The sequence below is a fragment of the Thermodesulfovibrio aggregans genome, from assembly GCF_001514535.1.
GTDB lineage: Bacteria > Nitrospirota > Thermodesulfovibrionia > Thermodesulfovibrionales > Thermodesulfovibrionaceae > Thermodesulfovibrio > Thermodesulfovibrio aggregans.
The window spans coordinates 938,859-961,214 of the sequence record NZ_BCNO01000001.1 but is presented as its reverse complement, the minus strand read 5'-3'; the positions used below and the strand labels follow the sequence as shown (position 1 = coordinate 961,214).

The following is a 22,356-nucleotide window of genomic DNA, read 5'->3' as shown; positions in this document are numbered from 1 at the left end:
TAAATTTTTACTTTTATACTTATTTTAAGTTAAAATTAATTTATGAATGGACAGGCAAAAGGTTCATTAAAAACATTTCTGATCTGGTTAATCATAGGAATTTCTATAATTGCTCTCTTTAACTTTTTTAGTATGCCACAAAAAAATGAAAAAGAGATAATATTTTCCGAATTTCTCATAAAAGTGCAAAATTCAGAGGTAGATGAAGTTTTAATCAAAGAGAACGCCATAACAGGAAAGTTGAAAGATGGCTCACTCTTTAAAACTTACTATATAAATTATCCGGATCTAATAAAAGAACTCTCTTCTCACGGAGTAAAAATCTCAGTCAAGCCTCCAGAGCAGACACCATGGTATATTAATTTTCTTATATCATGGGGTCCTGTGATTTTTCTTATATTCTTATGGATTATGTTTATGAAGCAGATGCAGGCTGGAAGCAGTCGTGCCATGTCCTTTGGTAAGGCAAGAGCAAAGATGATCTCAAACAAATCAGTTAAGGTAACTTTTTCAGATGTGGCAGGAATTGAAGAAGTTAAAGAAGAAGTAAAAGAAATTGTGGATTTTCTTACAAATCCTCAAAAGTATATAAAACTTGGAGCAAAAATTCCAAAAGGAATCCTTCTTGTAGGATCTCCTGGAACAGGAAAAACTCTTTTAGCAAAAGCAATTGCAGGAGAGGCAGGTGTACCATTCTTCTCAATCTCGGGGTCAGATTTTGTTGAAATGTTTGTTGGAGTCGGTGCAAGCAGAGTTCGTGATTTATTTGATCAGGCAAAGAAAAACTCACCATGCATTGTTTTCATTGATGAGATAGATGCTGTTGGAAGACAGCGTGGAGCAGGACTTGGTGGTGGACATGATGAGAGAGAGCAGACATTGAACCAGCTTCTTGTTGAGATGGACGGATTTGAAAGCAATGAAGGAATAATTGTACTCGCAGCCACAAACAGACCTGATGTTTTAGATCCAGCTCTATTAAGACCTGGAAGATTTGATCGTCAGATTGTTGTTCCTCTGCCAGATGTAAAGGGAAGGCTTGAAATACTTAAAGTTCATACAAGAAAGATTCCCCTTCACAGTGATGTGGATCTGGAAAAGATTGCAAGAGGAACTCCTGGATTTTCAGGAGCAGATCTGGCAAATTTAGTTAATGAAGCTGCCTTAATTGCTGCGAGAAAAAATAGTGATACTGTGACTATGAGTGATTTTGAAGCTGCAAAAGATAAAGTCTTAATGGGTGTTGAGAGAAAAAGTATGGTTCTTTCAGAAGAAGAAAGGACAATCACAGCCTACCATGAGGCAGGACATGCACTTGTGGCAAAACTTACTCCTCAAACTGACCCAATTCATAAAGTTAGCATAATTCCAAGAGGAAGGGCTCTTGGTGTAACTCAGCAACTTCCTCTTGATGACCGTTACACCTATTCAAAAGAGTATTTATATGGAACACTTAAAGTTCTTCTTGGAGGTAGAGTTGCAGAGGAAATAGCTCTTGGAACAATGACAACAGGAGCTGGAAATGACCTTGAAAGAGCGACAGAACTTGCCCGTAAGATGGTTACTGAGTGGGGAATGAGTGATAGAATGGGACCTCTTACATTTGGCAAAAGAGAAGAGCATGTATTTCTTGGAAGAGAAATTGCAAAACATAGAGATTATTCTGACAAAACTGCAGAGGAGATAGATGAGGAAACTAAAAGAATTGTGACAGAGGCTTATAGTGAAACAAGACAACTACTTGAAAAAAACAGAAATCTTCTAGATGCAATTGCTAAAGCTTTACTTGAAAGGGAAACTCTCGAAGCTCCACAAATAGATGAAATAATTTCAAAAGCTGCATGAAACTTAAGTTCCATAACTTTGAGTTTAACTTTCTCAAAAAAACCTATATAATGGGAATTTTAAATGTCACTCCCGATTCTTTTTTTGATGGTGGTAGGTATTTCAATTTGCAGAAGGCAGTAGATCATGCTTTTCGATTAATTGATGAAGGGGCAGACATACTTGATATTGGTGGAGAGTCAACCCGTCCAGGAGCTGAACCAGTAAGCATTGATGAGGAACTGAGAAGGGTTATACCAGTAATAGAGGCTCTTACAAAAAGAATTTCTATCCCTATTTCTATTGATACATACAAAGCCCGTGTTGCAGAGGAGGCAATTCAGGCAGGAGCAACCATTGTAAACGATATAAGTGGATTAAGATTTGATCCTGAAATGCCATCAGTTGTTAGTAAATACCGTGTTCCTGTAGTTATAATGCATATAAAAGGAACACCCAAAGACATGCAAAAGAATCCTCACTATGAAGCTCTTATTCCTGAAATTATAGAATACTTGAGAAAATCCATTGTTATAGCAAAACAAGCAGGGGTTGATGAAAATATGATAATCATTGACCCTGGTATCGGATTTGGTAAATTACCGGAACACAATCTTCAAATAATAAAAAATCTTAGAGAGTTCTCAAATTTAGGCAAACCAATACTTATTGGAGTATCAAGAAAAAGTTTTATTGGAAAGATCCTCAATGATGCTCCTCCTGATGAGCGTCTTGAGGGTACCGCTGCAGCAGTGGCTGCTTCTGTATTAAATGGAGCTAATATTGTAAGGGTTCATGATGTTGGATTTATGGCTAAGGTTGTAAAAGTAGCTGATGCTGTTAAATTTAGCTAGTTCTACATCTTTTCAGGAGCTTTTACTCCAAGCATTCTGAGTCCATGTTTTAAAACAACCATTACAGCCTTACAAAGAGTTAATCTTGTTGCTGTCAATTTTTCATCTTCAGAAATAACTCTGTACTTATGATAATAACTGTGAAACAATCCAGCCAGTTCCTGTAAGTAAAATGTTATTCTGTGGGGTTCTCTCATTTTCGCACTCATTTCAAAAATCATTGGATAAATAAGCAACTTTTTTATAAGCTTTAGCTCCTCTTCATTAAAAAGGTCTGGATAAAAATTCTCAGGTTGTATCTGAGCTTTCTCAAAAATACTGTTAATCCTTGCATGGGCATACTGGACATAGTAAACAGGATTTTCCTGAGATTGTTTTTTCGCTACTTCAATATCAAACTCCAGGTGACTGTCAGATTTACGGGTAAGAAATATAAATTTTGTAGTGTCAGAACCTATTTCATCCATAACCTCTCTTAAAGTAATAAATGTGCCCGCTCTTTTTGACATCTGAACAGGCTTTCCCTGCCTCAGTAAGTTTACCATCTGAACAAGAATTATCTTAATTTGAGAGGCTTTCATTCCCAGTGCCTGCACAGCAGCTTTTACTCTTGGGATATATCCATGATGATCAGCTCCCCAGATATTTATAAGTTCACTGAATCCTCTTTCAATCTTATTCTTATGATATGCGATATCAGAGGCAAAGTATGTATAAGTTCCATCACTTTTAACAACAACTCTGTCTTTGTCATCCCCAAAAGCAGTTGAGCGAAACCACAGAGCTCCATCTTTTTCATAGATAAATCCGAGCTCTTTTAGTTTAAGAATTGCTCTCTGAACTTCTCCTGTGTGATAAAGTTTTCTTTCACTAACCCAGCTGTCAAAAACAACTCCAAAGTCCTCAAGGTCTTTCTTAATTTCATTGAGTATTTTTTTGTAAGAAAAATCAATTAAAAGAGCACCGACTTCATCAAAGCTTTTATCTTTCAGTTCTTCTCCATATGACTCATAAATCTCCTTTGCGATTTCATAAATATATTCACCTTTGTAGCATTCTTCAGGCATGGCTATATTTTTTCCAAAAAAGCTTTGTAAAGCGATGTAAACACTCAAACCGAGAAGTTCTATCTGTTTCCCTGCGTCATTGATGTAGTATTCAGTTGACACATCATATCCAGCTTCTCTGAGAATATTTGACAGCGCTGCTCCCAGAGCTGCACCTCTTCCATGACCGAGATGAAGTGGACCTGTTGGATTTGCACTTACAAACTCTATCTGAACTTTCTCACCATTTCCTATATTATGAATTAAAAATTTCTCACCTTCTCTCAAAAGATTTTCAAACTGAGAGAAAATAAAATCTTTTTTAAATTTGAAATTTATAAATCCCGCTCCTGCTATTTCAACATTTTCAAATAAAGTTTTATCCATACAAGAGACTATTTCTTCAGCTATTTGTCTTGGAGATTTTTTCAACTGTTTTGCAAGCTCCATTGCCACCGGACTGCTTAGATCACCAAAGTTTTCGTTTTTAGGAATTTCTACCTCAGGATCAATATCTGTTAAACCAAGTTTATTTATTGCTTCACTGATTTTGATTTTAAGAATTCTATGCATTCCCATCACACCACACCTTTGCATTTTGAAAGATTTTTAACCATGGAGAAGCTTTTAATTTTTTCCAATCCTTAGGCATCCAGGGCCATTGCCAGAGCAGAAAAGCTCTTTCAGGATGAGGCATCATTGCAAGATGCCTTCCATCCTCTGAGCACAGTGCAGTTATTCCAAAAGGTGAACCATTTGGATTAAAAGGATAGGCTTCTGTAATATTTCCTTCATCATCAACATATCGGATTGGTGCAAGATTTTTTTCAAATACTTTATCTAAAATCTTTTTATCAGGGAAGTAAGCTCTCCCTTCTCCATGAGCTATCCATACTCCTAAGATAGAACCTTCCATTCCTTTTAGCATAATTGATGGAGAGGGCAAAATCTTTACTGTTGCCCATCGGGATTCAAATCTTCCTGATTTATTCCATATAAAGCGGGGTTGTTTGGTTTGTTCAATTCCATACCATGGAATCCATCCAAGAAGTGCCATAAGCTGACATCCATTGCAAACTCCTAAACTGAAAGTATCAGAACGCATGTAGAACTCTTCAAACTCTGCTCTAAGATGAGAGAATCTTATACAACCTGCCCATCCTTTAGCAGAATCTAAAACATCGGCAAAGCTGAATCCTCCAACAAAGGCAATACCTTTAAACTGTTTGAGAGATATTTTTTTATCTAAAAGATCCTGCATGCATATATCCCACGGCTCAAATCCCGCCATCCAGAAAGCTGCTGCCATCTCTCTGTCTCCATTACTTCCTTCTTCACGAATTATGGCAATGCGAGGTTTTGCTTTCTTTTTAAGTATCACAACAGGAGTCTTTTCTGGTTTAAAAGTGAGCGTATACTTTGGTGAAGTTCTATTGTAAATTAATCTCTTTTCCTCTTTTACGCACTCAGGATTTGCCTGAAGCATATCAATTCTATAACTTGTCTCCTCCCATAGATCTCTCAGTTTTGTCATAGGCTCATCAAAGACAACTTTCTTGCCCTGTTTAATAGTAACTCTGTCTTCTTTTAAAGTTTTTGCAATCTCTATATAGGGAAGGCTGTAATCTGTAAGTATATTCTTCACTTTATTTAATTTTCCAATATCAACCTCTATTGCAAGCCCTGGTTCTTCATTGAAAAACTCTGAAATGAGCCAATCCTGTGCAGATTCATTATACTCTATTGATAACCCTGCACTGCCTGAAAAAGCCATTTCAAGTAAAGTTACAATCAAACCTCCATCTGAGCGGTCATGTCCTGAAAGTATCAAATTTTTATCAATTAACTCTTGCACAGCATTAAAAGCTCTCTTTAAAAGTTCGGGATCTTCCATATCAGGAGTTTCATCTCCAAGCTGACCAAAACATTGAGCAAGAGCAGTTCCGCCAAGTCTTTTTTTACCATTGCCTAGATCAATAAAGAGAATTACGCTTTTTCCAGGATTTTTTATATCCGGTGTAATTACTTTATTGATATCTGGACATGGGGCATAGGCTGAAATAACAAGAGTTCCTGGGGACTTTACAACTTCAACTCCTTCTTTTGTCTTTACCTTTGCAGCCATTGAGAGAGAGTCTTTACCTCCATCAATGGCAATACCAAGCTTAATCATAAAATCCGCCATTGCCTGAGCAGCTCTATAGAGTCTCACACCTTCTCCAGGAAGTTTTGCTGCCCACATCCAGTTAGCAGAACATTTTATATCTTCAAGACACGTGATCTTTGCCCAAACAATGTTCGTAAGTGCTTCTGTTACTGAAAGTCTTGCCATTGCTTCAGGATTTATAATTCCTTTTATAGGTTGTTCTCCAATTGCATGGGCTATTCCTGTTCTGTCAAAATAACTTTGTGCAACAACGCACACATCTGAAACAGTAAGCTGAACCGGACCGGCACACTGCTGTCTTACAATAAGTCCTGTAACTGAGCGGTCAACCTTGTTTGTAAGAAATCTCTTTGAACCAACTGAAAGAAGTTTTAACACTCTTCCCAGTGCTTCATGAATTGTTAAATTATCAGGCAGTCGGAGTGGCTCTAACTTCCTTTCAACTTTGATAAGTTTAAACTCTTTCTTCGGAATCTCTCCCAACACATCTTTTAAATCAAAGTTTACTGCAATCTGACCATCTTTACTGTCATAAACAATTAGTTTCCCATCTCCTGTTACTTCTCCAATAATTGACCATGGAAGTCTTTCTCTTTCACAGAGCCTTTTAAAAAGTGAGACACTTTCTTTTCTTATCAAAATCGCATCGTTTTCCTGATACTCAGCTCCCCATATCTCAAGAACTGAGAGGGTTTCATCTCCGAGTATTACTTTTCTTATATCAATCTTTGCTCCCTCAGGATATACAAGCTCTTTAACAACATTGCAGTTTCCACCCGCACCCTGATCATGAATGCTTACAATGGGATTTTTGTCTCCAAGCTCAACACAGGCACGAACAACTCTATTAAGTTTGTTTTCCATCTCAGCGTCTCCACGCTGAACAGCATTGAAGTCAAGAGCTTCACTTAGCTCTCCGGATACAACGCTTGATGCTGCACCGCCACCCATTCCAATTCTGTAAGCAGGACCACCAATTTTTACAACAAACATACCTTTTTGAGGCGGTTCTTTCTCCTTATGAATATCCATTATCTGTCCAATTCCACCTGTAAACATTATTGGCTTTACCCATTCAATTCTTTCTCCGTCGTTAAGTCTCATTCCAAAGGAGCGTGTAAATCCTGCAATAACAGGTTCACCAAATTTGTTTCCGTAGTCAGAGGCACCATTGCTTGCCTCAATCTCTATTTGAAGCGGTTTTGCAAGATTCTCTGGATACCTGAAGGATTTATCTTCCCATGGAAGTTCATATTCTGGAATTAGAAGATTTCCAACACAGTAAGCAGCAGTACCTGCTATTGGCAGAGCTCCTTTACCTGTGGCATGAACATCACGGATTCTGCCACCTGTTCCTGTTTCAGCACCAGGAAATGGAGCTACACCTGTTGGAAAATTATGTGTTTCTGCAGTAAAAATTAAGTGGTATAAATTTTTCTCTATTTTGAATTTTGATGGTTTTCCATGTTTTTCAGGTTTAAGATAATTTATCTTTGCTCCAAAGATAGCACTTGAGTTGTCTTTGAAGGCTATTACAGAGTTTTTCGGGTTTTTCTTTAAAGGCTCTTTAACTATGTCAAAAAGTGTACGCTCTAAAGGTTTTCCATCAACTATAAGATTTCCTCTAAAAAACCAGTGTCTGCTGTGCTCACTATTTGACTGGGCAAGATCAAAGCATTCCACATCAGTTGGATTTCTCTTTAGCTTATTCCTGAAAAGTTTTAGATAAAACTCAATGTCCCACTCATCCCAGCCAAGACCAAGTTCTTCATTTATTTTTTCAAGAGCTGTTCTACCTTCTTCCAAAACAGGCACAACTCTTACAGGTTTTGGAGTTATTCCATGAGAAAAATCCTTTAAAGGCTCTGGATATGGACACTCAACCATTCTATCATGAATCATCTCTAAAAATTTATCTTTCGGAAAGTTGTCAATTTCAGGGCTCAGCTTATATCTTCGGGAACGTTCTATCCTTTGAATTTTTTTTAAACCAATGCTGTGACACACGGAGACAGCACAGGTTGACCAGGCAGTTGAAAAATTAAGGCGAGGACCTACTTCAAATATCATTCCCTTAGATGCACTCAAAAAGCTTTTGTTTGAAAAATTCTCTGGGTCAAAGGTCTCAGAAAGGAGCCAACTGAGAATATTCAGTTCGTTCTTTGAAAGTGTTTCAGTTAATAAAATGTTGTAGCAAAACTCTGTTTCAAGATTTTTAATCTCCTCTGAAATCTCTGACTGAATGCGAAGAAGAAGCTGTCTTGTTTTATAATCCGATAAAGCAGGTTTTCTGTAAAATCTTATGATCACTTTGTTTTTTCCTTTATTATTAACTTTCCTTCTGCCTCTGCTACAACTTTGTTTTCTTTGTCTTTTATCCAGGCTTTTGCCTCAATTAGCTTTGATTTTATATGATTTGCCTCTGCTTCAACAACTATTTTTTCTTTTGGTGCTACAGGATTTTTAAATCTTATTTTTAACTCTGCTGTGACTGTATTGAATCCCAAGGAATTTGCGGCATAAACACAGGCTTCATCAAGAAGTGCTGCAATTATTCCACCATGAACTATTCCACTATATCCCTGATACTCAGGCTCAAGAGTAATCTCTGCACAAGACTTTCCACTGCCATGATTAAAAACAGCTCTTAAACCTTTAGGATTTTGTTTTCCACAGACAAAACAGTAATCCTCTGTTTTCATCATTTGTTCATCATCTCTAAAAACTCTTTATTAGATTTTGTACCTTTAAGTTTACTGAGTAAAAACTCCATTGCCTCAATAGGGCTCAAAGTACTTAAGACTTTTCTTAAAATCCAGACTTTATTTAAAACCTCAGGTGGTACAAGTAGTTCTTCCTTTCTGGTTCCGGAAGCTGCAATATCAATACTTGGGAAAATTCTCTTGTCAGCAAGTTTTCTATCAAGATGAACTTCCATGTTACCGGTTCCTTTAAACTCTTCAAAAATAACATCATCCATTCTGCTTCCCGTTTCAATGAGCGCGGTTGCAATTACTGTTAAAGAACCCCCTTCCTCAATATTTCTTGCTGTTCCAAAAAATCTTTTCGGTTTCTGTAACGCCGTAGCTTCCAGTCCACCGGAGAGCACTTTACCCGAGGATGGTGTAATAGCATTGTATGCCCTTGCAAGTCTTGTCAAACTGTCAAGTAATATTACCACATCTTTTCCTTCTTCTACCAGTCTTTTTGCTCTTTCAATAACCATCTCTGAAACCTGACAGTGTCTCTGAGCAGGCTCATCAAAAGTAGAGCTAATTATTTCTGCACCACTGACCTGCCTTTTCCAGTCAGTAACCTCTTCTGGTCTTTCATCAATTAGAAGAATAATTAAATAAATCTCTGGATGATTCTTCTTTATTGCCTTTGCAATTGACTGAAGAAGCATTGTTTTACCTGTTCTTGGAGCAGCAACAATTAAACCACGCTGCCCCTTTCCAACAGGAGTGAGCAAATCCATTACTCTTGTAGAGTAGTCTGCAGGGTCATATTCAAGATTGATTTTTTCAGTAGGATAATAAGGAGTTAAGTTATCAAAAAGAGGTCTCGAGATGCTTTCTTCAACTTGTTTACCATTAATTGTTTCAACTTTTAAAAGGGCAAAATATCTTTCATTTTCCTTTGGAGGTCTTATCTGACCTGTAATAAGGTCTCCAGTTCTTAAGCCAAACTTTCTAATCTGCGATGGAGAAACATAAATGTCATCAGGACTTGGTAGATAGCTGTAATCAGGGCTTCTTAAAAATCCAAATCCTTCTGGAAGAATTTCAAGAACACCTGAACCATATACAGTGCCTATCTTTTCAATCTGGTTTTGAAGTATTGCGAAGATCAGGTCCTGTTTTTTCATTGATGTGGCATTTTCAATGTTTAAAGCATTTGCCATATCCATGAGTTCTGAAACTTTTTTCTGTTTAAGTTCAGAAATAGAAATTGGAATAGTATTGTTTTCCATTATGTTACCTCAATATGGATTTTTCAGGATTTTTACATTTTATAAAAATTTAACCCTTCTTGGAGGGTAACCATTGATAAATTAAGCATACAAAATCTAAAAAAATTTGTCAATATCTATTTATTCAACCTTTTAATTTTTTAGCTCCTTTTCTTTCTCTGCCACGAGAAGCCTTGTTTTAAGAACTGTGTCAGGAATAAGACTTATAGAGTCTATTCCACATTCAACTAAAAATTCGGCAAACTCTGGAAAATCACTTGGTGCCTGTCCGCATATTCCAATTTTTCTTCCGAATTTTTTAGCAGTTTCAATTACCTGTCTCACAAGTCTTTTTACAGCTTCATTTCTTTCATCATAAATGTGAGATACCAGTGCACTGTCTCTGTCAAGTCCGAGTGTAAGCTGCGTTAAATCATTTGAACCAATTGAGAAACCATCAAAAATTTTTGCGAATTCTTCAGCTAAAATTACATTGCTTGGGATCTCACACATAACATATACTTCCAGTCCGTCTTCACCTTGCTTAAGTCCGTATTTTTTCATTACTTCAATTACTTTAATTCCTTCTTCAATTGTTCTACAGAAAGGAATCATAACTTTAATATTTTTAAGACCCATTTCATCCCTGACTTTTTTAATTGCAAGACATTCAAGAGCAAAGGCTGGCTCAAACTTTGGATCATAGTATCTACTTGCTCCACGCCATCCAATCATAGGATTTGACTCAACTGGTTCATAGAGCCATCCACCAATTAGACCTGCATATTCATTTGTTTTAAAATCTGAAAATCTTACAATAACATCCTTTGGATAAAAAGCTGCACCAATCATTGCTACTCCCTGAGCGAGTTTGTCAACATAAAAATCTGGCTTGTATTCATACATTGGTGTTCTTTTTTCTATTTCTTTAACTATTCTTGCTATTTTTGAATTATTTTGAGCCTGCTGTTTTAGTTTTGGATATTCAATCAATGCCAGAGGATGAACTCCAATGTGAGAACTGATTATGAATTCAATTCTTGCAAGTCCTACACCATCAGAAGGAATCTGACCCTGAATAAAAGCCTGTTCAGGAATTCCTACATTCATCATGATCTTTGTTTTAGTGTTTGGCAAGCTTGTGAGGTCAATTCTTTTTACTTCATAGGGAATAATTCCCTTAAGAACTCTTCCCTCCTCACCTTTAGAGCAGTCGACAGTGATTGGTTCATCATTTTTTATAACTTCTGTAGCATTTCCTGCACCTACAACACACGGGATACCAAGTTCACGGGATACTATTGCAGCATGACATGTTCTTCCTCCACGATTTGTAACAATTGCTCCAGCAATTTTCATTATTGGTTCCCAGTCAGGATCTGTCATATCTGTAACAAGTACCTGTCCTGGTTTAAAAAGATGAATTTCAGAAGGTTCTTTTATTATACAGGAATTTCCCTGCCCGATCTTGCTTCCTATTGCAAGACCAGTGCAGATAACCTCACCCTTTCCTTTAAGTTTATATACCTCATAAAAGTTTTCTCTCTTTAAAGAGTGAACTGTCTCAGGTCTTGCTTGAACAATAAAAAGCTTACCTGTTCCTGTTGTAGTTCCATCACCATCTTTTGCCCATTCAATATCCATTGGTTTTCCATAATGATCCTCTATTTCAATTGCCCATCTGGCGAGGGTTAAAATTTCCTCATCATTCAAAACAAAGTTCTGTCTTTCCTGTAAGGTTGTCTTAACTCCTATTGTAGGAGTTTTAGAGTTTCCATATATTAGTTTTTGCTGTTTTGCTCCAAGCTTTTTTGAAATTATTGCTCTATAACCCTGCTTTAATGTTGGTTTAAAAACATAAAACTCATCGGGATTTACTGTGCCTTGCACAACATACTCACCCAATCCCCATGAACCTGTAATGTAAACCACATCTCTAAATCCTGATTCTGTATCAAGAGTAAACATTACTCCAGAGGAGGCTTTATCAGAGCGAACCATTTTCTGAACAGCTGCAGAAAGGTATACTGAGAAGTGATCAAAGCCTTTGTCAATTCTATAAGAAATTGCCCTATCTGTAAAGAGTGAGGCAAAACACTTCTGTACTGCTTCTACAACTCTCTGAGCTCCTGTAATATTTAGATAAGTTTCCTGTTGTCCAGCAAAAGATGCATCGGGAAGGTCTTCAGCTGTTGCACTTGAACGAACTGCAACATCTACATCTTTGCCATATTTTTCCTCCATTTCCTGATAGGCTTTAATGATTGCCTGCTTTAAATCTTCGGGCATTTTAGCCTGAAGCATAAGCTTTCTTATTTTTTTACCCTTATTTTTGAGGTCTTCAACATTTGATTTATCAATGGTGGAAAGTATTTTCCTCAGAGGTTCATCAAGATTGTTTGATTTTATAAAATATTTATAAGCCTCTGCTGTAACTGCAAATCCATCGGGAATATTAATGCCTTTTGGTGTAAGATTTCTCAACATCTCACCTAAGGATGCATTTTTACCACCTACGATTGGAATATCCTTTATGCCTATTTGGTTAAACCATAAAATTAAAGACATGTTTTTACCCCCTTTTGTTGAAATTTTTTATAAGTATATCAAAAAATTTTATTTATGACAATAGAGTTTGACATTTTCTTTCAGAACTTTGTAGTATTTACAATATGATTAAAATTGCCGTGATTGATGGACAGGGTGGAGGAATTGGAAGTTTTATAATTAAATCTTTAAGAGAATCATTTGGAGACAAAATAGAAATAATAGCACTTGGCACAAATGCAGCAGCTACGGCTAATATGATGAAAAGTAAAGCCAACAAAGGAGCTTCTGGAGAAAATGCTATCGTATGGAATGCTAGCAAAGTTGATCTCATAATAGGTCCTTTAAGCATTCTTGTGGCAAATGCTATGATGGGAGAGTTAACTTCAAAAATGGCAGAGGCAGTAGGGAACAGTCCGGCAAAAAAATTTTTATTACCAATAAATCAGGAAGGAATTGAAATTATAAGTGTTGTAAAAGAACCTCTTCCACATCTTGTGGAAAAATTAATCCTTCATATAAAGGAGGAGTTCAATGTGTGAAGCAAATGCATATGTTATTAAAGATGGGAAGGAGGAAATTTATTTAGAGTCTGTTGATATACTAAAACCTGAAGGCAATCAGATATATCTTCGTAATATCTTCGGTGAGCAAAAAGTTTTTAAAGGCAAGATTAAAGAGATGTCCTTGCTGAATCATAAGATTATTCTTGAGGAAGAAAAATAAACTATAGATTCTAATGCTTATTCGCTTCATTGAATTTGAGGAACATGATCCATATTTCAACATGGCAGTTGATGAAGCAATTAGTTTGCTTGTTCGTAAAGGGAAGATTTTGCCAACTTTCAGGTTGTATGGATGGAATAAAGTAGCTGTAACGATAGGTGAATTTCAAAAAATTGAAGAAATTAATCAAAAATTCTGTATCGTCAATCAAATACCAATCGTAAAAAGACCTACTGGAGGCAAAGGAATTTTGCATTACGATGACATTACTTACAGTTTCTCCTGTAGAAAAGATGGAAAATTTAAAGGGAATCTATTTCAAACTTATGAAATTTTGAGTCAAATATTTGTTAGAGCTTTTAACTTAACAGGAATTAATGCGGAAATAAAAAGAGAGAAAAGATTTATTAATAGAAGTTCTCTTTGTTTTGCCCGCTCATGTTTTGGAGAAATTTGTTTTAAAAATGTAAAAATTCTGGGTTCTGCTCAGAAAAGATGGATTGATGGATTTCTGCAACAGGGAACAATTCCTGTTACAGTAGACAGAGAACTTCTAAAGAAAGTCTTTATATGCAACTCAGAAGAAGTTGACCTAATTTTGGGAATTAAAGAATTAGTTAATGATTTTGACAGAAATATTTTTCAAGAAAATATCAAGAGAGCTCTGAAGGAGGAAGGTTTTGATGTTGTTGTTGAACCTCTTCAGAAGGAGGAGCTTGCTCTTGCTCAGAATCTTTATGAGAAACAAGCCGTATATAGTAAGACAGAAATGCAGCAAATACTATCATGCTGATATAGATGTTAGCAAATTGAGTAATAAATTGATATACCGCTACCAGTATAGGACCCAGATGAGGAATTATTGCAAGTAATGAACTAAGTGATAGAATAACTCCTCCTGCTAAAATATATGTTAAAAATAAAAGTGCTGCTCTTCCAATTGATTGAGGATAGAGTACTATTAATTTTTTTGTCTCTTTTATCGTATCTTTTACTGTGAAATTTTTAACGAAAATCCCAAAAAATCCAAAAAGCGTAAATGTTATCCATATTAAAAACGCTAAAATACCAACAAGCAATGCACTTAAATAAATAAAAATGTTAAAAAATACTGATACAGAGTGACTGAAAGAGCTTAAAAAGTTTACAATTTTGGAGTTGATTTCACTCACAAATCCAAAAATTAACGTAAGACAGATAAAAATTAAAAACGAAAAAGTTGCAAAAAAGGCAACTTTCCAGAAGTATTTTTTTCCATATTGATGGAAATCTTTAAAATTAAATGTTACATTTTCCTTTAAAAACTGATACATTATGCCTATTGTACCTCCAAAAATATAAATCCAGAGACTGACAATTAATAGGACATAGACCAATAGAGTGACTATAAAAATAATTACAAAAATTAGAAATTTTTTCATGAGATGCACAGAAGACAAAAATATTTCAATGAAACTGCCTTTCAATATATCTGTAAGGTCAATTCCGAAAATTACGAAAAGAATTCCAAGGGGAATGCTGAGAATAAAAAATAGTCCGAAAAAGCTAATAAATAAATAGGCAAAATGTATCAAAGGTAACTGAAAGTTTTTATGAACTGTTTTTAAAGCATCATTTATACAGGTAAAAAAGTTCAAGGCTTTATACCCACCACTGTTATATTAAATTCATTTGCTTTTTTTATCATTTTATCCTTTTCTACTATAAAAGTTTTCCCAGCTTCAATGGCTAAAACCCTTGCCTTAGCTTTTTCCATCGTTATTATTGTATCCATTCCTACAGTAGGTGGGTCAAGTTTCAAAGCCTGCTGAGGCTTACTGACTTTTACTACAACAGAGTCTTTGACAAATTCTCCTGCTCTTAGGATTGTTTCATCGGTTCCCTCAATGGCTTCTACAGTAATTACAGATCTTTCTTTTACAACAACTGTTTGCCCTATATCAAGTTCACCAATTTTTTTTGCAACTATAAATCCATATTCAATGTCTTTCCACTCTTCTTTTGTAGGTTTTCTCTTTGTAAGAATTCCTTGTGGTGTAAGCAACTCTGGAAGTATTTCAGACAAATCAATAATTTCTATACCTTCCTTAGAAAACTCTTTTTCAATTATACTAAGAATTTCATTGTCTCCTCTTAGTTTAGCTGAAAAAAGCATTTTTAATGCTCGAAGGTCAGGCTTTATTTTCTCTCTTTCAAAAATAATTTTTTTCGGGACTTTACCTGTTAAGATTAGATTTTTAACTTTATTTTTTTTAAGGAAATCTATAATCTCTCCAGCTTTACCTATATTAATCCATTTGATTTGATCGCTATAAATACTCAACTCATTATCAGCAAAGCCCTGTAAGGCGACTGTTATAACTGTATAACCTTTTTTTTTAAGTTCCTTTGTCACTAAAAGAGGAAGGAAACCATGAGCAGCAATTATTCCTATCTGCATATTCCTCTTTTATTTGCTTCTATGAATTCTATTAAGTGCTTAATTTCAGCTATCTGTGGAAGTTCGTTTTTGACTTTTTCAATTGCTTCTTTTAGTTGAAGTTTATCTCTGAATAAAATTTTATAAGCTTTTTTTAATATATTGATTGTTTCATCGTTGAATCCTCTTCTTTTAAGTCCTACAGTATTTAATCCATAAAGTTTAGCTCTCGGACCAGAAGCCATTGTAAAGGGAGGAACATCCTGTCCCACTCCACTGAATCCTCCTATCATTGCATGAGCACCTATTCGTGTAAACTGATGTACTGCTACCAAACCTCCAATAAATACAAAATCCTCAACCTCTACATGACCTGCCAGCGTTGCAAGATTTGCCAAAATTACTGAATTTCCAATTTTGCAATCATGGGCAATATGCACATAAGCCATTATAAAATTATTGTCTCCGATTACCGTCCAGCCATCTCCAGAAACACTTGCCCTGTGAATTGTTACATATTCTCGTATAATATTGTTATTACCAATTTTTACACCTGTTTTTTCTCCTCTGTATTTTAAATCTTGAGGAGGAAATCCAATTGTTGTAAATGGAAATATTGTACAGTTTTCACCTATCTCGGTTATTCCTTCAATTTGAACATGACTCATAAGTCTTGTGCCTTTGCCTATTTTAACATCATCTCCAATTATACAGTAAGGACCAATTACTGCACCTTCATCAATTTCTGCTTTTGAACTAACAATTGCTGTTTTATGTATCTGGCTCATATTGACTCCCTCACTTTGTAACCATTGCTGTAAATTCAGCTTCTGTTGCTACTTTTCCATCAACTTTCGCGACACCTGCAAATTTCCATACTCCTCCACGCCTGTGAATAACATTAACTTCAAAGATAATCTGGTCTCCTGGAACAATGGGCTTACGGAACTTTGCTTTTTCTATACTCAAAAATAAAACTCCTGTGCCATCAATACCTGATTTAAAGGCAAGAACACCTGCTACCTGAGCCATTGCCTCAACTATAAGTACTCCTGGCATTACAGGATTTCCGGGAAAATGCCCCTGAAAAAATGGCTCATTAATTGTAACATTCTTTATTCCGACAGCCTTTTCATTAGGAACAATCTCTAATACTCTGTCAACTAAAAGAAATGGATATCTGTGGGGAAGAATATTCATGATTTCTTTAATATCAATCATTCTGAGCCTCCTTATGTCAATGTTGTTCAAGTTGTTTAATTTTTTCTTCCAGTTCTTTTATTTTTTTGTAAAGTTCAGGAAGTTTTTGAAAAATTGCATTTGCCTTTAACCATTCTCTGTGAGGCATGATAGGTGAACCAGAAAACACACCTTTCTGAACCTTTCCCGGCATAACTCCTGCCTGTGCTGTTATTATTGTTCCAGACTCTATCTCTACATGATCTGAAATGCCAACCTGTCCTGCAAGTATGCATCCATCACCAATTTTAGAACTCCCTGCAATTCCTACCTGTGCTACGACTATACAATTTTTACCGATTTTTACATTATGAGCAATCTGAACTAAATTATCAATTTTGGTTCCCTGCCCAATTACAGTATTTCCTGTTGTAGCCCGGTCTATTGTAACACAAGCACCAATCTCTACATCATCTTCAATAATTACTCCACCAACCTGAGGAATTTTATGATGTTTTCCCTCATGGAAGATATAGCCAAATCCATCAGAACCAATGACGCTTCCAGAATGAATTACTACTCTTGAGCCAATTTTAACTTTTTCTCGGATTGTAACATTAGAATAAATCACACAATCAGAGCCAATTAATGTATCTTTTCCAATAAAAGTAAAAGGATAAATTACAGTATTTTCTCCAATGATAACATTTTCATCAATCCAGACAAAGGGATAGATTGTAACATTTCTGCCCAGTTTTGCTGACTCGGATATAGATGCTAACTGGCTAATTCCTTCAAAGGGATGGGGTTTTACATAAAAAAGTTCAAGAAGCTTGGCAAAAACAAATTGAGGATTTTCAACAATAAGTTGAGGTTTATCCAATCCTTCAATTTTTTCTTTTAAGATAATTGCAGAAGCTTTACTTTTTTTGGCAAATTCAGCATATTTTGAACTTGCTATGTATGTAATATCACCTTCTTCGCAGTCTTCAACTCCTTTTACTCCTGATATTTCGACATCTCCATCACCTTCAATTTTTCCATTAAAAATTTTTGCTATCTCAGAAAGCTTCATTTTTTCCCTTTTTGCTGAGACATTTTTTGATTATAAATTGATATTATCTTATCAGTAATATCCACTTCAGGAGTTGTAAAAAGAATTATCTGATCAGCTTTTTCAAGTATAAGACTATAACCTTCCTTTTGAGCATACTCATTAATTAGCTGTCTTATTTCCTTAAACATGCTTTGTGTAAACTCATTCTGTTTTTTTTGCAGTTCTACCTGATAATCTGCTGCTGTTCTTTGAAGTTCTCTGCTAAGGCGTTCAATTTCTTCTTCTTTTGCCTTTCTTGCATCTTCACTTAAAACAGAGCGTTTTTTTTCAAACTCTTCCTTAAGCTCCTGCAGTTTTTTCTGTTTCTCTTCAAGAGTTTTCTGCCTTTCTTCAAGCATACTCTGAAGTTGGGCTACAGCTTTTTTACCTTCTTCTGATTCATTCAAAACCCTTATGATATCAACTACGCCAATCTTTAATTCCGCACAGGCAACTGAAGCAATCGACAATGTTAAAACAAAGGCAAACACAACAAATAAAAACTTCTTCATTTCACTTCCTCCTGAAATATTTATTATATCACTGCAAAATTAAAACTTTCTCATTAGAAGAATGAACCAAATCCAAATTCAATTTTTGACTTTGACTCTCCTTCTTTTCTATTAAGATTTATTCCATAGTCTATTTTTACCGGACCAAGTGGTGAAAACCATCTAAAACCAAATCCTGATGTATACTTTAATTCAGAGCCGAATTTTTCACCTTCATTGTATCCTCTACCAATATCGACAAATATAAGTCCTTTCAGTTTCATTTCAGCTACTATCGGGAAAAGATACTCAATATTGAATATCAATGCTTTCTTTGCTCCAATTGGTTCATTTTTGCTGTCCTTTGGACCTGCTTCACCATAACCCAAACCTCTTATTGTATCAAGTCCACCTACATAAAATCTTTCATAAAGCGGAAATTTTTTACCAAAGAGAGCATCAGACATGCCAAGTCTTCCCCTTAAATGTAATGTTGATTCTTCAAATATGGGGAAGTACCATCCAAGATCAAGCAAGCTTTTCCAGAAACCTGTGTCTCCTCCAAGACCTGCTAAAGTCACGCTTAAAGAGTGTCTTCTTCCTGTACTGGGATCAATGTAGCTGTCACGAGTATCATTTATAATTTGAAATGTAACAGCACTTGTAAGAAGTCTTCCTTCCATATCCTTAATTACAGTATCAGCATCTTCTGCCACATCCGTAACTCGGGATCTTTCAATATCATAAGTTATTGAAGCAGACCAGTCTTCTCCGTATCTTTTGCCAAAAGTAAGAGACAATCCCGTTGCGTCTCGTGTATAGTTAACATATTCTCTTTTCTGTCTGTAAACATTGAATCCAAAAAGCAAAGGTTTATCCAGAAACCAGGGATCTCTAAAAGCTATGGTATAGTAAGAACTTCTTCCTCCAAGCTCACCTCTCAAAGTCAAAGAATAACCTCTACCAAAAAGATTGTTCTGGGTAACATCAACCATACCAATAAGATTGTCAATTGAACTGTATCCACCACCTATTGTTAAAAATCCAGTAGGTTTTTCTTTCACATTCACATCAAGATCAACTGTTTTTTTATCAGGATCAGGTTTCTGATTTATATCAACAGTTTCAAAATACTGAAGGTCTTCAAGTCTTTTCTTGCTTTTCTGAATCTTTGATGCCGAATACTCATCACCTTCATCTACCCTGACCTCTCTTCTTATTACTTTGTCAACTGTTTTAACATTGCCAGAGATATTTATTCTTCCAATTGTAAACTTGTCCCCTGGTTTTATATTGTAAGTCACATCAACTGTTAATTTTTCTTCATTTGGAAGAACATCAGGTGAGACACTCGCAAGTGCATATCCACGGTCAGAATAGAAGTGTGTTATTGCTTCAACATCCTTACGCATTTTAGCTTTGCTGAAGATTTCACCTGCTTTAAGCTTTATAAGTTCTTTAAGTTCTGACTCTTCCTTTTTGTCGTTGTAACCTGACAGTTTTACAGAAGCTACTTTAAATTGAGGTCCTTCAGAAATAGGAATTGTTATAGTCATCCATTTTTTGTCCTGAGAAAATTCTATCTTTGGCTCTCCAACAGACACTTTAAGATAACCATTGTCGTAGTAAAGGTCTTTTATTTTTTCTAAATCCTGCATCATTTCGTATTTTTTATAAAATCCGCTTCCAGTAATGAAAGAATAAAATTTCCTCTCAGATGTTGCCATAACTTTTTTAATCTTTCTTGATGATATTGCCTTATTACCTTCAAATTTTATTTCTTTTATTTTTACTCTGTTGCCTTCCTCTATAACATAGGTAAGTTCAACTTCTTGTTCTGTTTTTTTCTTAATAACAGGAACAATTTTAGCAAAATAATAACCTTCTGACTCATAAAATGCCTTGAGTCTCAAAGCATTATCGTTTATAAGAGTTACATCTGAAATAGCTCCTGCTGTAATTGTAACAACTTCTTTAAGTTTATCCTCATCATACTCTTTATTTCCTTCAAAGCTTACCTTTACAATCGTTGGTTTTTCTTTAACAGTATAGATTACCTTTACTCCACCTTCAAAAGGTTCAATGTCAACCTTTACATCTTCAAAATAACCCATTTTATAGATTGATTTTATATCCTCAGAGATTTTCTCTTGAGAAATAACCTCTCCAAGTTTAAGAGAGATTTTATTTTTTACTGCAGCTTCTTCAATTCTTTTGAGTCCTTTTATTTCAATGGCTGTTACTACTGGAAGTTCCTGGGCATAAGAGTTTAAGCTAAAAAGAAAGGCAAAAAAAATAACAACTATCATAATTCGTTTCATAGCAACCTCGCTACAAAAGTTTTTAAGTATATCATAATATCTTGAAAAATTGAAACACCTCAAAAAGTTTCTGATGAACAATTGTTTTAATATTCTCAAGGTCATCTTCTGTTTCAGCTTCAAATCTTAAAACCAATGCTGGTTGAGTATTTGAAGCCCTTATTAAAGCCCATCCTTTAGGAAAGTTTACTCTTACTCCATCAGTAAAATTACATTCGAACTTGGCAAAACTATCTTTTATTTTCTCAACAACCATAAACTTTTTTTCATCAGGACAATCAACTCTTATTTCCGGTGTGTTTTGCATTGTTTTAACTCCTTTCAAAAGTTTTCTTACTCCGTAAGGTTCACCTGATTTTTTTATTATTTCTATTAATCTAAGTGATGCATATATGGCATCATCGTATCCAAAGTATTTATCACTGAAAAATATATGACCACTCATCTCACCTGCAAGAACTGCTCCTTCGTCTCTCATCTTTTTCTTGATAAGAGAGTGACCTGTTTTCCACATAATTGGATTTCCACCTGCCTTTTCAATCTCTTCATACATCACATTAGAACACTTAACCTCGCCAATTATCTTTGCACCTGGTAATTTTTGTAATATATCCCTTGCAAATATAATCATTAATCTATCTCCCCAGACAATATCACCATTCTCATCAACCACTCCTATACGGTCACCATCCCCATCAAAACCTATTCCAAGATGTGCCTTTTCAACTACAACAGTTGTTATCAAATCCTGAATATTTTCAATAACCACAGGATCGGGATGATGATTGGGAAATCTGCAATCGGGCTCACTGTAAAGTTCTATAACCTGAGCACCAAGCTTTTTTAAAATAACCGGTGCAACTAATCCTGCTGTGCCATTTCCTGAGTCAACAACTACTTTTATCCCTTCAAAGGAAGGAAACTGAGCTGTCATATAGTTAACATAGTCATCAATAATATTGTAATATTCAACTTTTCCTTCTGTACCAATATTGACAAAATCCTTTTTATCAATAATTCTTTTCAGTTCTTCAATTTTTTCTCCATAGATCGTTTCCTTACCTATACTCAGTTTCATTCCATTAAACTCAGGAGGGTTGTGACTGCCTGTTATCATAATTCCACCATCAAGGGGAAGTCTATAAAGTGAAAAATACTGTAGTGGAGTTGGACATAATCCTATATCAATAATATCTATGCCACATTCTGTAATCCCTCTGATTAATGATTTTTTAAGAGGCTCTGATGACTCTCTCGCATCCATTCCAATAGAAAACTTCTCAGGCATTCTCCCAAGCACTTTAGATGTTAAAGAAACAAAAGCTTTCCCAATTAAATAAACTACATCCGGTAATGTCAATAACTTTGTGTAAATTCATAAATAGGTGTATTCCTCCATTTTTCGTTTAAATGGCTTATCACTGCAAAAACTATTCTTTCAATACTTTCAACATTATTAAAACAACTCATAGTTCTCGTTCTTCGCCTTACTTCCCTAAATGCCCTCTCTATTATGTTTGTTGTCCTTAACTTCTTCCATAATGCCTTAGGTGTCTTGTAAAAAGCTGTCAATTGCTCCCAGTTCTTCCTTATACACTCTGCTGCTTTAGGATAAAGTCTGCCCCACTTGCTCTCCCATAACTGAAAATTTCTCTTTGCCTCTTTTAAATTCTCTGCACTATATATCTTCTTAGCTTCAAAAAGACATTCCTTTTCATCTTTCTTTCTAAGATA

At 35.4% G+C, this 22,356-nt stretch carries 18 protein-coding genes; 5 read left to right on the top strand and 13 right to left on the bottom strand.

The annotated features are described in order from the left end of the window. Window positions 1–42 precede the first annotated feature (42 nt). Both ftsH and folP read left to right on the top strand, forming a co-directional pair. The gene (ftsH, locus tag TAGGR_RS04835) at window positions 43–1,845 is read left to right on the top strand and encodes an ATP-dependent zinc metalloprotease FtsH (RefSeq protein ID WP_059176210.1); all 1,803 of its coding nucleotides are present in this window, start codon (window positions 43–45) and stop codon (window positions 1,843–1,845) included. Continuing rightward, on the top strand, window positions 1,842–2,678 hold the full coding sequence (gene folP / locus TAGGR_RS04830) for a dihydropteroate synthase (protein ID WP_059176209.1): 837 nt from the start codon (window positions 1,842–1,844) through the stop codon (window positions 2,676–2,678). The genes ftsH and folP overlap by 4 nt, the downstream gene beginning before the upstream one ends. A gap of 2 nt (window positions 2,679–2,680) precedes the next feature. Here folP and argS read toward each other — a convergent pair whose 3' ends face one another. The 5 genes from argS to ppsA form a co-directional block, all read right to left on the bottom strand. Then, window positions 2,681–4,303: an arginine--tRNA ligase gene (argS, locus tag TAGGR_RS04825; protein ID WP_236698902.1), complete on the bottom strand. Its 1,623-nt coding sequence runs from the start codon at window positions 4,301–4,303 to the stop codon at window positions 2,681–2,683. Next, window positions 4,290–8,201: a phosphoribosylformylglycinamidine synthase gene (gene purL / locus TAGGR_RS04820; protein WP_082673554.1), complete on the bottom strand. Its 3,912-nt coding sequence runs from the start codon at window positions 8,199–8,201 to the stop codon at window positions 4,290–4,292. The genes argS and purL overlap by 14 nt, the downstream gene beginning before the upstream one ends. Continuing rightward, window positions 8,198–8,596, bottom strand: coding sequence for a PaaI family thioesterase (locus TAGGR_RS04815; protein ID WP_059176208.1), 399 nt, complete (start codon window positions 8,594–8,596; stop codon window positions 8,198–8,200). The genes purL and TAGGR_RS04815 overlap by 4 nt, the downstream gene beginning before the upstream one ends. Beyond that, a complete protein-coding gene (rho, locus tag TAGGR_RS04810; RefSeq protein ID WP_059176556.1) occupies window positions 8,593–9,843 on the bottom strand; it encodes a transcription termination factor Rho in 1,251 nt (416 codons plus the stop codon). Before rho ends, TAGGR_RS04815 begins: the two co-directional genes overlap by 4 nt. A gap of 153 nt (window positions 9,844–9,996) precedes the next feature. Further along, entirely contained in the window at window positions 9,997–12,411 is a 2,415-nt protein-coding gene (gene ppsA, locus TAGGR_RS04805) for a phosphoenolpyruvate synthase (protein WP_059176207.1), read from the bottom strand. Between the two features lie 104 nt (window positions 12,412–12,515). On the opposite strand from ppsA, the gene TAGGR_RS04800 reads away from it, so the two are divergent. From TAGGR_RS04800 to TAGGR_RS04790, 3 genes are read left to right on the top strand one after another with little or no spacing between them, the layout of a single operon-like run. Beyond that, window positions 12,516–12,932, top strand: a complete 417-nt coding sequence (locus TAGGR_RS04800; protein ID WP_059176206.1) for a DUF3842 family protein — start codon at window positions 12,516–12,518, stop codon at window positions 12,930–12,932. Then, window positions 12,925–13,116: a CooT family nickel-binding protein gene (locus tag TAGGR_RS04795; protein ID WP_059176205.1), complete on the top strand. Its 192-nt coding sequence runs from the start codon at window positions 12,925–12,927 to the stop codon at window positions 13,114–13,116. Before TAGGR_RS04800 ends, TAGGR_RS04795 begins: the two co-directional genes overlap by 8 nt. Before the next feature lie 13 nt (window positions 13,117–13,129). After that, window positions 13,130–13,909: a lipoate--protein ligase family protein gene (locus TAGGR_RS04790; protein ID WP_059176204.1), complete on the top strand. Its 780-nt coding sequence runs from the start codon at window positions 13,130–13,132 to the stop codon at window positions 13,907–13,909. Between the two features lie 840 nt (window positions 13,910–14,749). Here the strand turns inward: TAGGR_RS04790 and TAGGR_RS04785 are convergent. From TAGGR_RS04785 to TAGGR_RS04750, 8 genes are all read right to left on the bottom strand, one after another. Next, window positions 14,750–15,556: an LpxI family protein gene (locus TAGGR_RS04785; protein ID WP_059176203.1), complete on the bottom strand. Its 807-nt coding sequence runs from the start codon at window positions 15,554–15,556 to the stop codon at window positions 14,750–14,752. After that, entirely contained in the window at window positions 15,547–16,323 is a 777-nt protein-coding gene (gene lpxA, locus TAGGR_RS04780) for an acyl-ACP--UDP-N-acetylglucosamine O-acyltransferase (protein ID WP_059176202.1), read from the bottom strand. The genes TAGGR_RS04785 and lpxA overlap by 10 nt, the downstream gene beginning before the upstream one ends. 10 nt (window positions 16,324–16,333) lie before the next feature. Beyond that, window positions 16,334–16,756, bottom strand: coding sequence for a 3-hydroxyacyl-ACP dehydratase FabZ (fabZ, locus tag TAGGR_RS04775; protein ID WP_059176201.1), 423 nt, complete (start codon window positions 16,754–16,756; stop codon window positions 16,334–16,336). Between the two features lie 16 nt (window positions 16,757–16,772). After that, window positions 16,773–17,789, bottom strand: a complete 1,017-nt coding sequence (gene lpxD / locus TAGGR_RS04770; protein ID WP_059176200.1) for a UDP-3-O-(3-hydroxymyristoyl)glucosamine N-acyltransferase — start codon at window positions 17,787–17,789, stop codon at window positions 16,773–16,775. Beyond that, entirely contained in the window at window positions 17,786–18,322 is a 537-nt protein-coding gene (locus TAGGR_RS04765; RefSeq protein WP_059176199.1) for an OmpH/Skp family outer membrane protein, read from the bottom strand. Before TAGGR_RS04765 ends, lpxD begins: the two co-directional genes overlap by 4 nt. A 53-nt stretch (window positions 18,323–18,375) precedes the next feature. Further along, complete coding sequence (gene bamA, locus TAGGR_RS04760; RefSeq protein WP_153000447.1) at window positions 18,376–20,622, bottom strand: outer membrane protein assembly factor BamA; 2,247 nt, start codon at window positions 20,620–20,622, stop codon at window positions 18,376–18,378. A 31-nt stretch (window positions 20,623–20,653) separates the two neighbouring features. After that, window positions 20,654–21,982, bottom strand: a complete 1,329-nt coding sequence (locus TAGGR_RS04755; protein WP_236698901.1) for a phosphomannomutase/phosphoglucomutase — start codon at window positions 21,980–21,982, stop codon at window positions 20,654–20,656. Then, window positions 21,979–22,356 (bottom strand): transposase (locus TAGGR_RS04750; protein WP_173636693.1); only part of this gene is annotated, 378 nt, incomplete at its 5' end. The genes TAGGR_RS04750 and TAGGR_RS04755, both read right to left, overlap by 4 nt.

Bases quoted from the DNA above. Each gene is read 5' to 3' on its own strand.
- fabZ (WP_059176201.1), bottom strand. From the start codon at position 16,756: ATGATTGATATTAAAGAAATCATGAATATTCTTCCCCACAGATATCCA.
- lpxD (WP_059176200.1), bottom strand. From the start codon at position 17,789: ATGAAGCTTTCTGAGATAGCAAAAATTTTTAATGGAAAAATTGAAGGT.
- TAGGR_RS04800 (WP_059176206.1), top strand. From the start codon at position 12,516: ATGATTAAAATTGCCGTGATTGATGGACAGGGTGGAGGAATTGGAAGT.
- ftsH (WP_059176210.1), top strand. From the start codon at position 43: ATGAATGGACAGGCAAAAGGTTCATTAAAAACATTTCTGATCTGGTTA.
- TAGGR_RS04765 (WP_059176199.1), bottom strand. From the start codon at position 18,322: ATGAAGAAGTTTTTATTTGTTGTGTTTGCCTTTGTTTTAACATTGTCG.
- bamA (WP_153000447.1), bottom strand. From the start codon at position 20,622: ATGAAACGAATTATGATAGTTGTTATTTTTTTTGCCTTTCTTTTTAGC.
- TAGGR_RS04815 (WP_059176208.1), bottom strand. From the start codon at position 8,596: ATGATGAAAACAGAGGATTACTGTTTTGTCTGTGGAAAACAAAATCCT.
- TAGGR_RS04790 (WP_059176204.1), top strand. From the start codon at position 13,130: ATGCTTATTCGCTTCATTGAATTTGAGGAACATGATCCATATTTCAAC.
- ppsA (WP_059176207.1), bottom strand. From the start codon at position 12,411: ATGTCTTTAATTTTATGGTTTAACCAAATAGGCATAAAGGATATTCCA.
- folP (WP_059176209.1), top strand. From the start codon at position 1,842: ATGAAACTTAAGTTCCATAACTTTGAGTTTAACTTTCTCAAAAAAACC.
- lpxA (WP_059176202.1), bottom strand. From the start codon at position 16,323: ATGAGCCAGATACATAAAACAGCAATTGTTAGTTCAAAAGCAGAAATT.
- argS (WP_236698902.1), bottom strand. From the start codon at position 4,303: ATGGGAATGCATAGAATTCTTAAAATCAAAATCAGTGAAGCAATAAAT.
- TAGGR_RS04785 (WP_059176203.1), bottom strand. From the start codon at position 15,556: ATGCAGATAGGAATAATTGCTGCTCATGGTTTCCTTCCTCTTTTAGTG.
- TAGGR_RS04795 (WP_059176205.1), top strand. From the start codon at position 12,925: ATGTGTGAAGCAAATGCATATGTTATTAAAGATGGGAAGGAGGAAATT.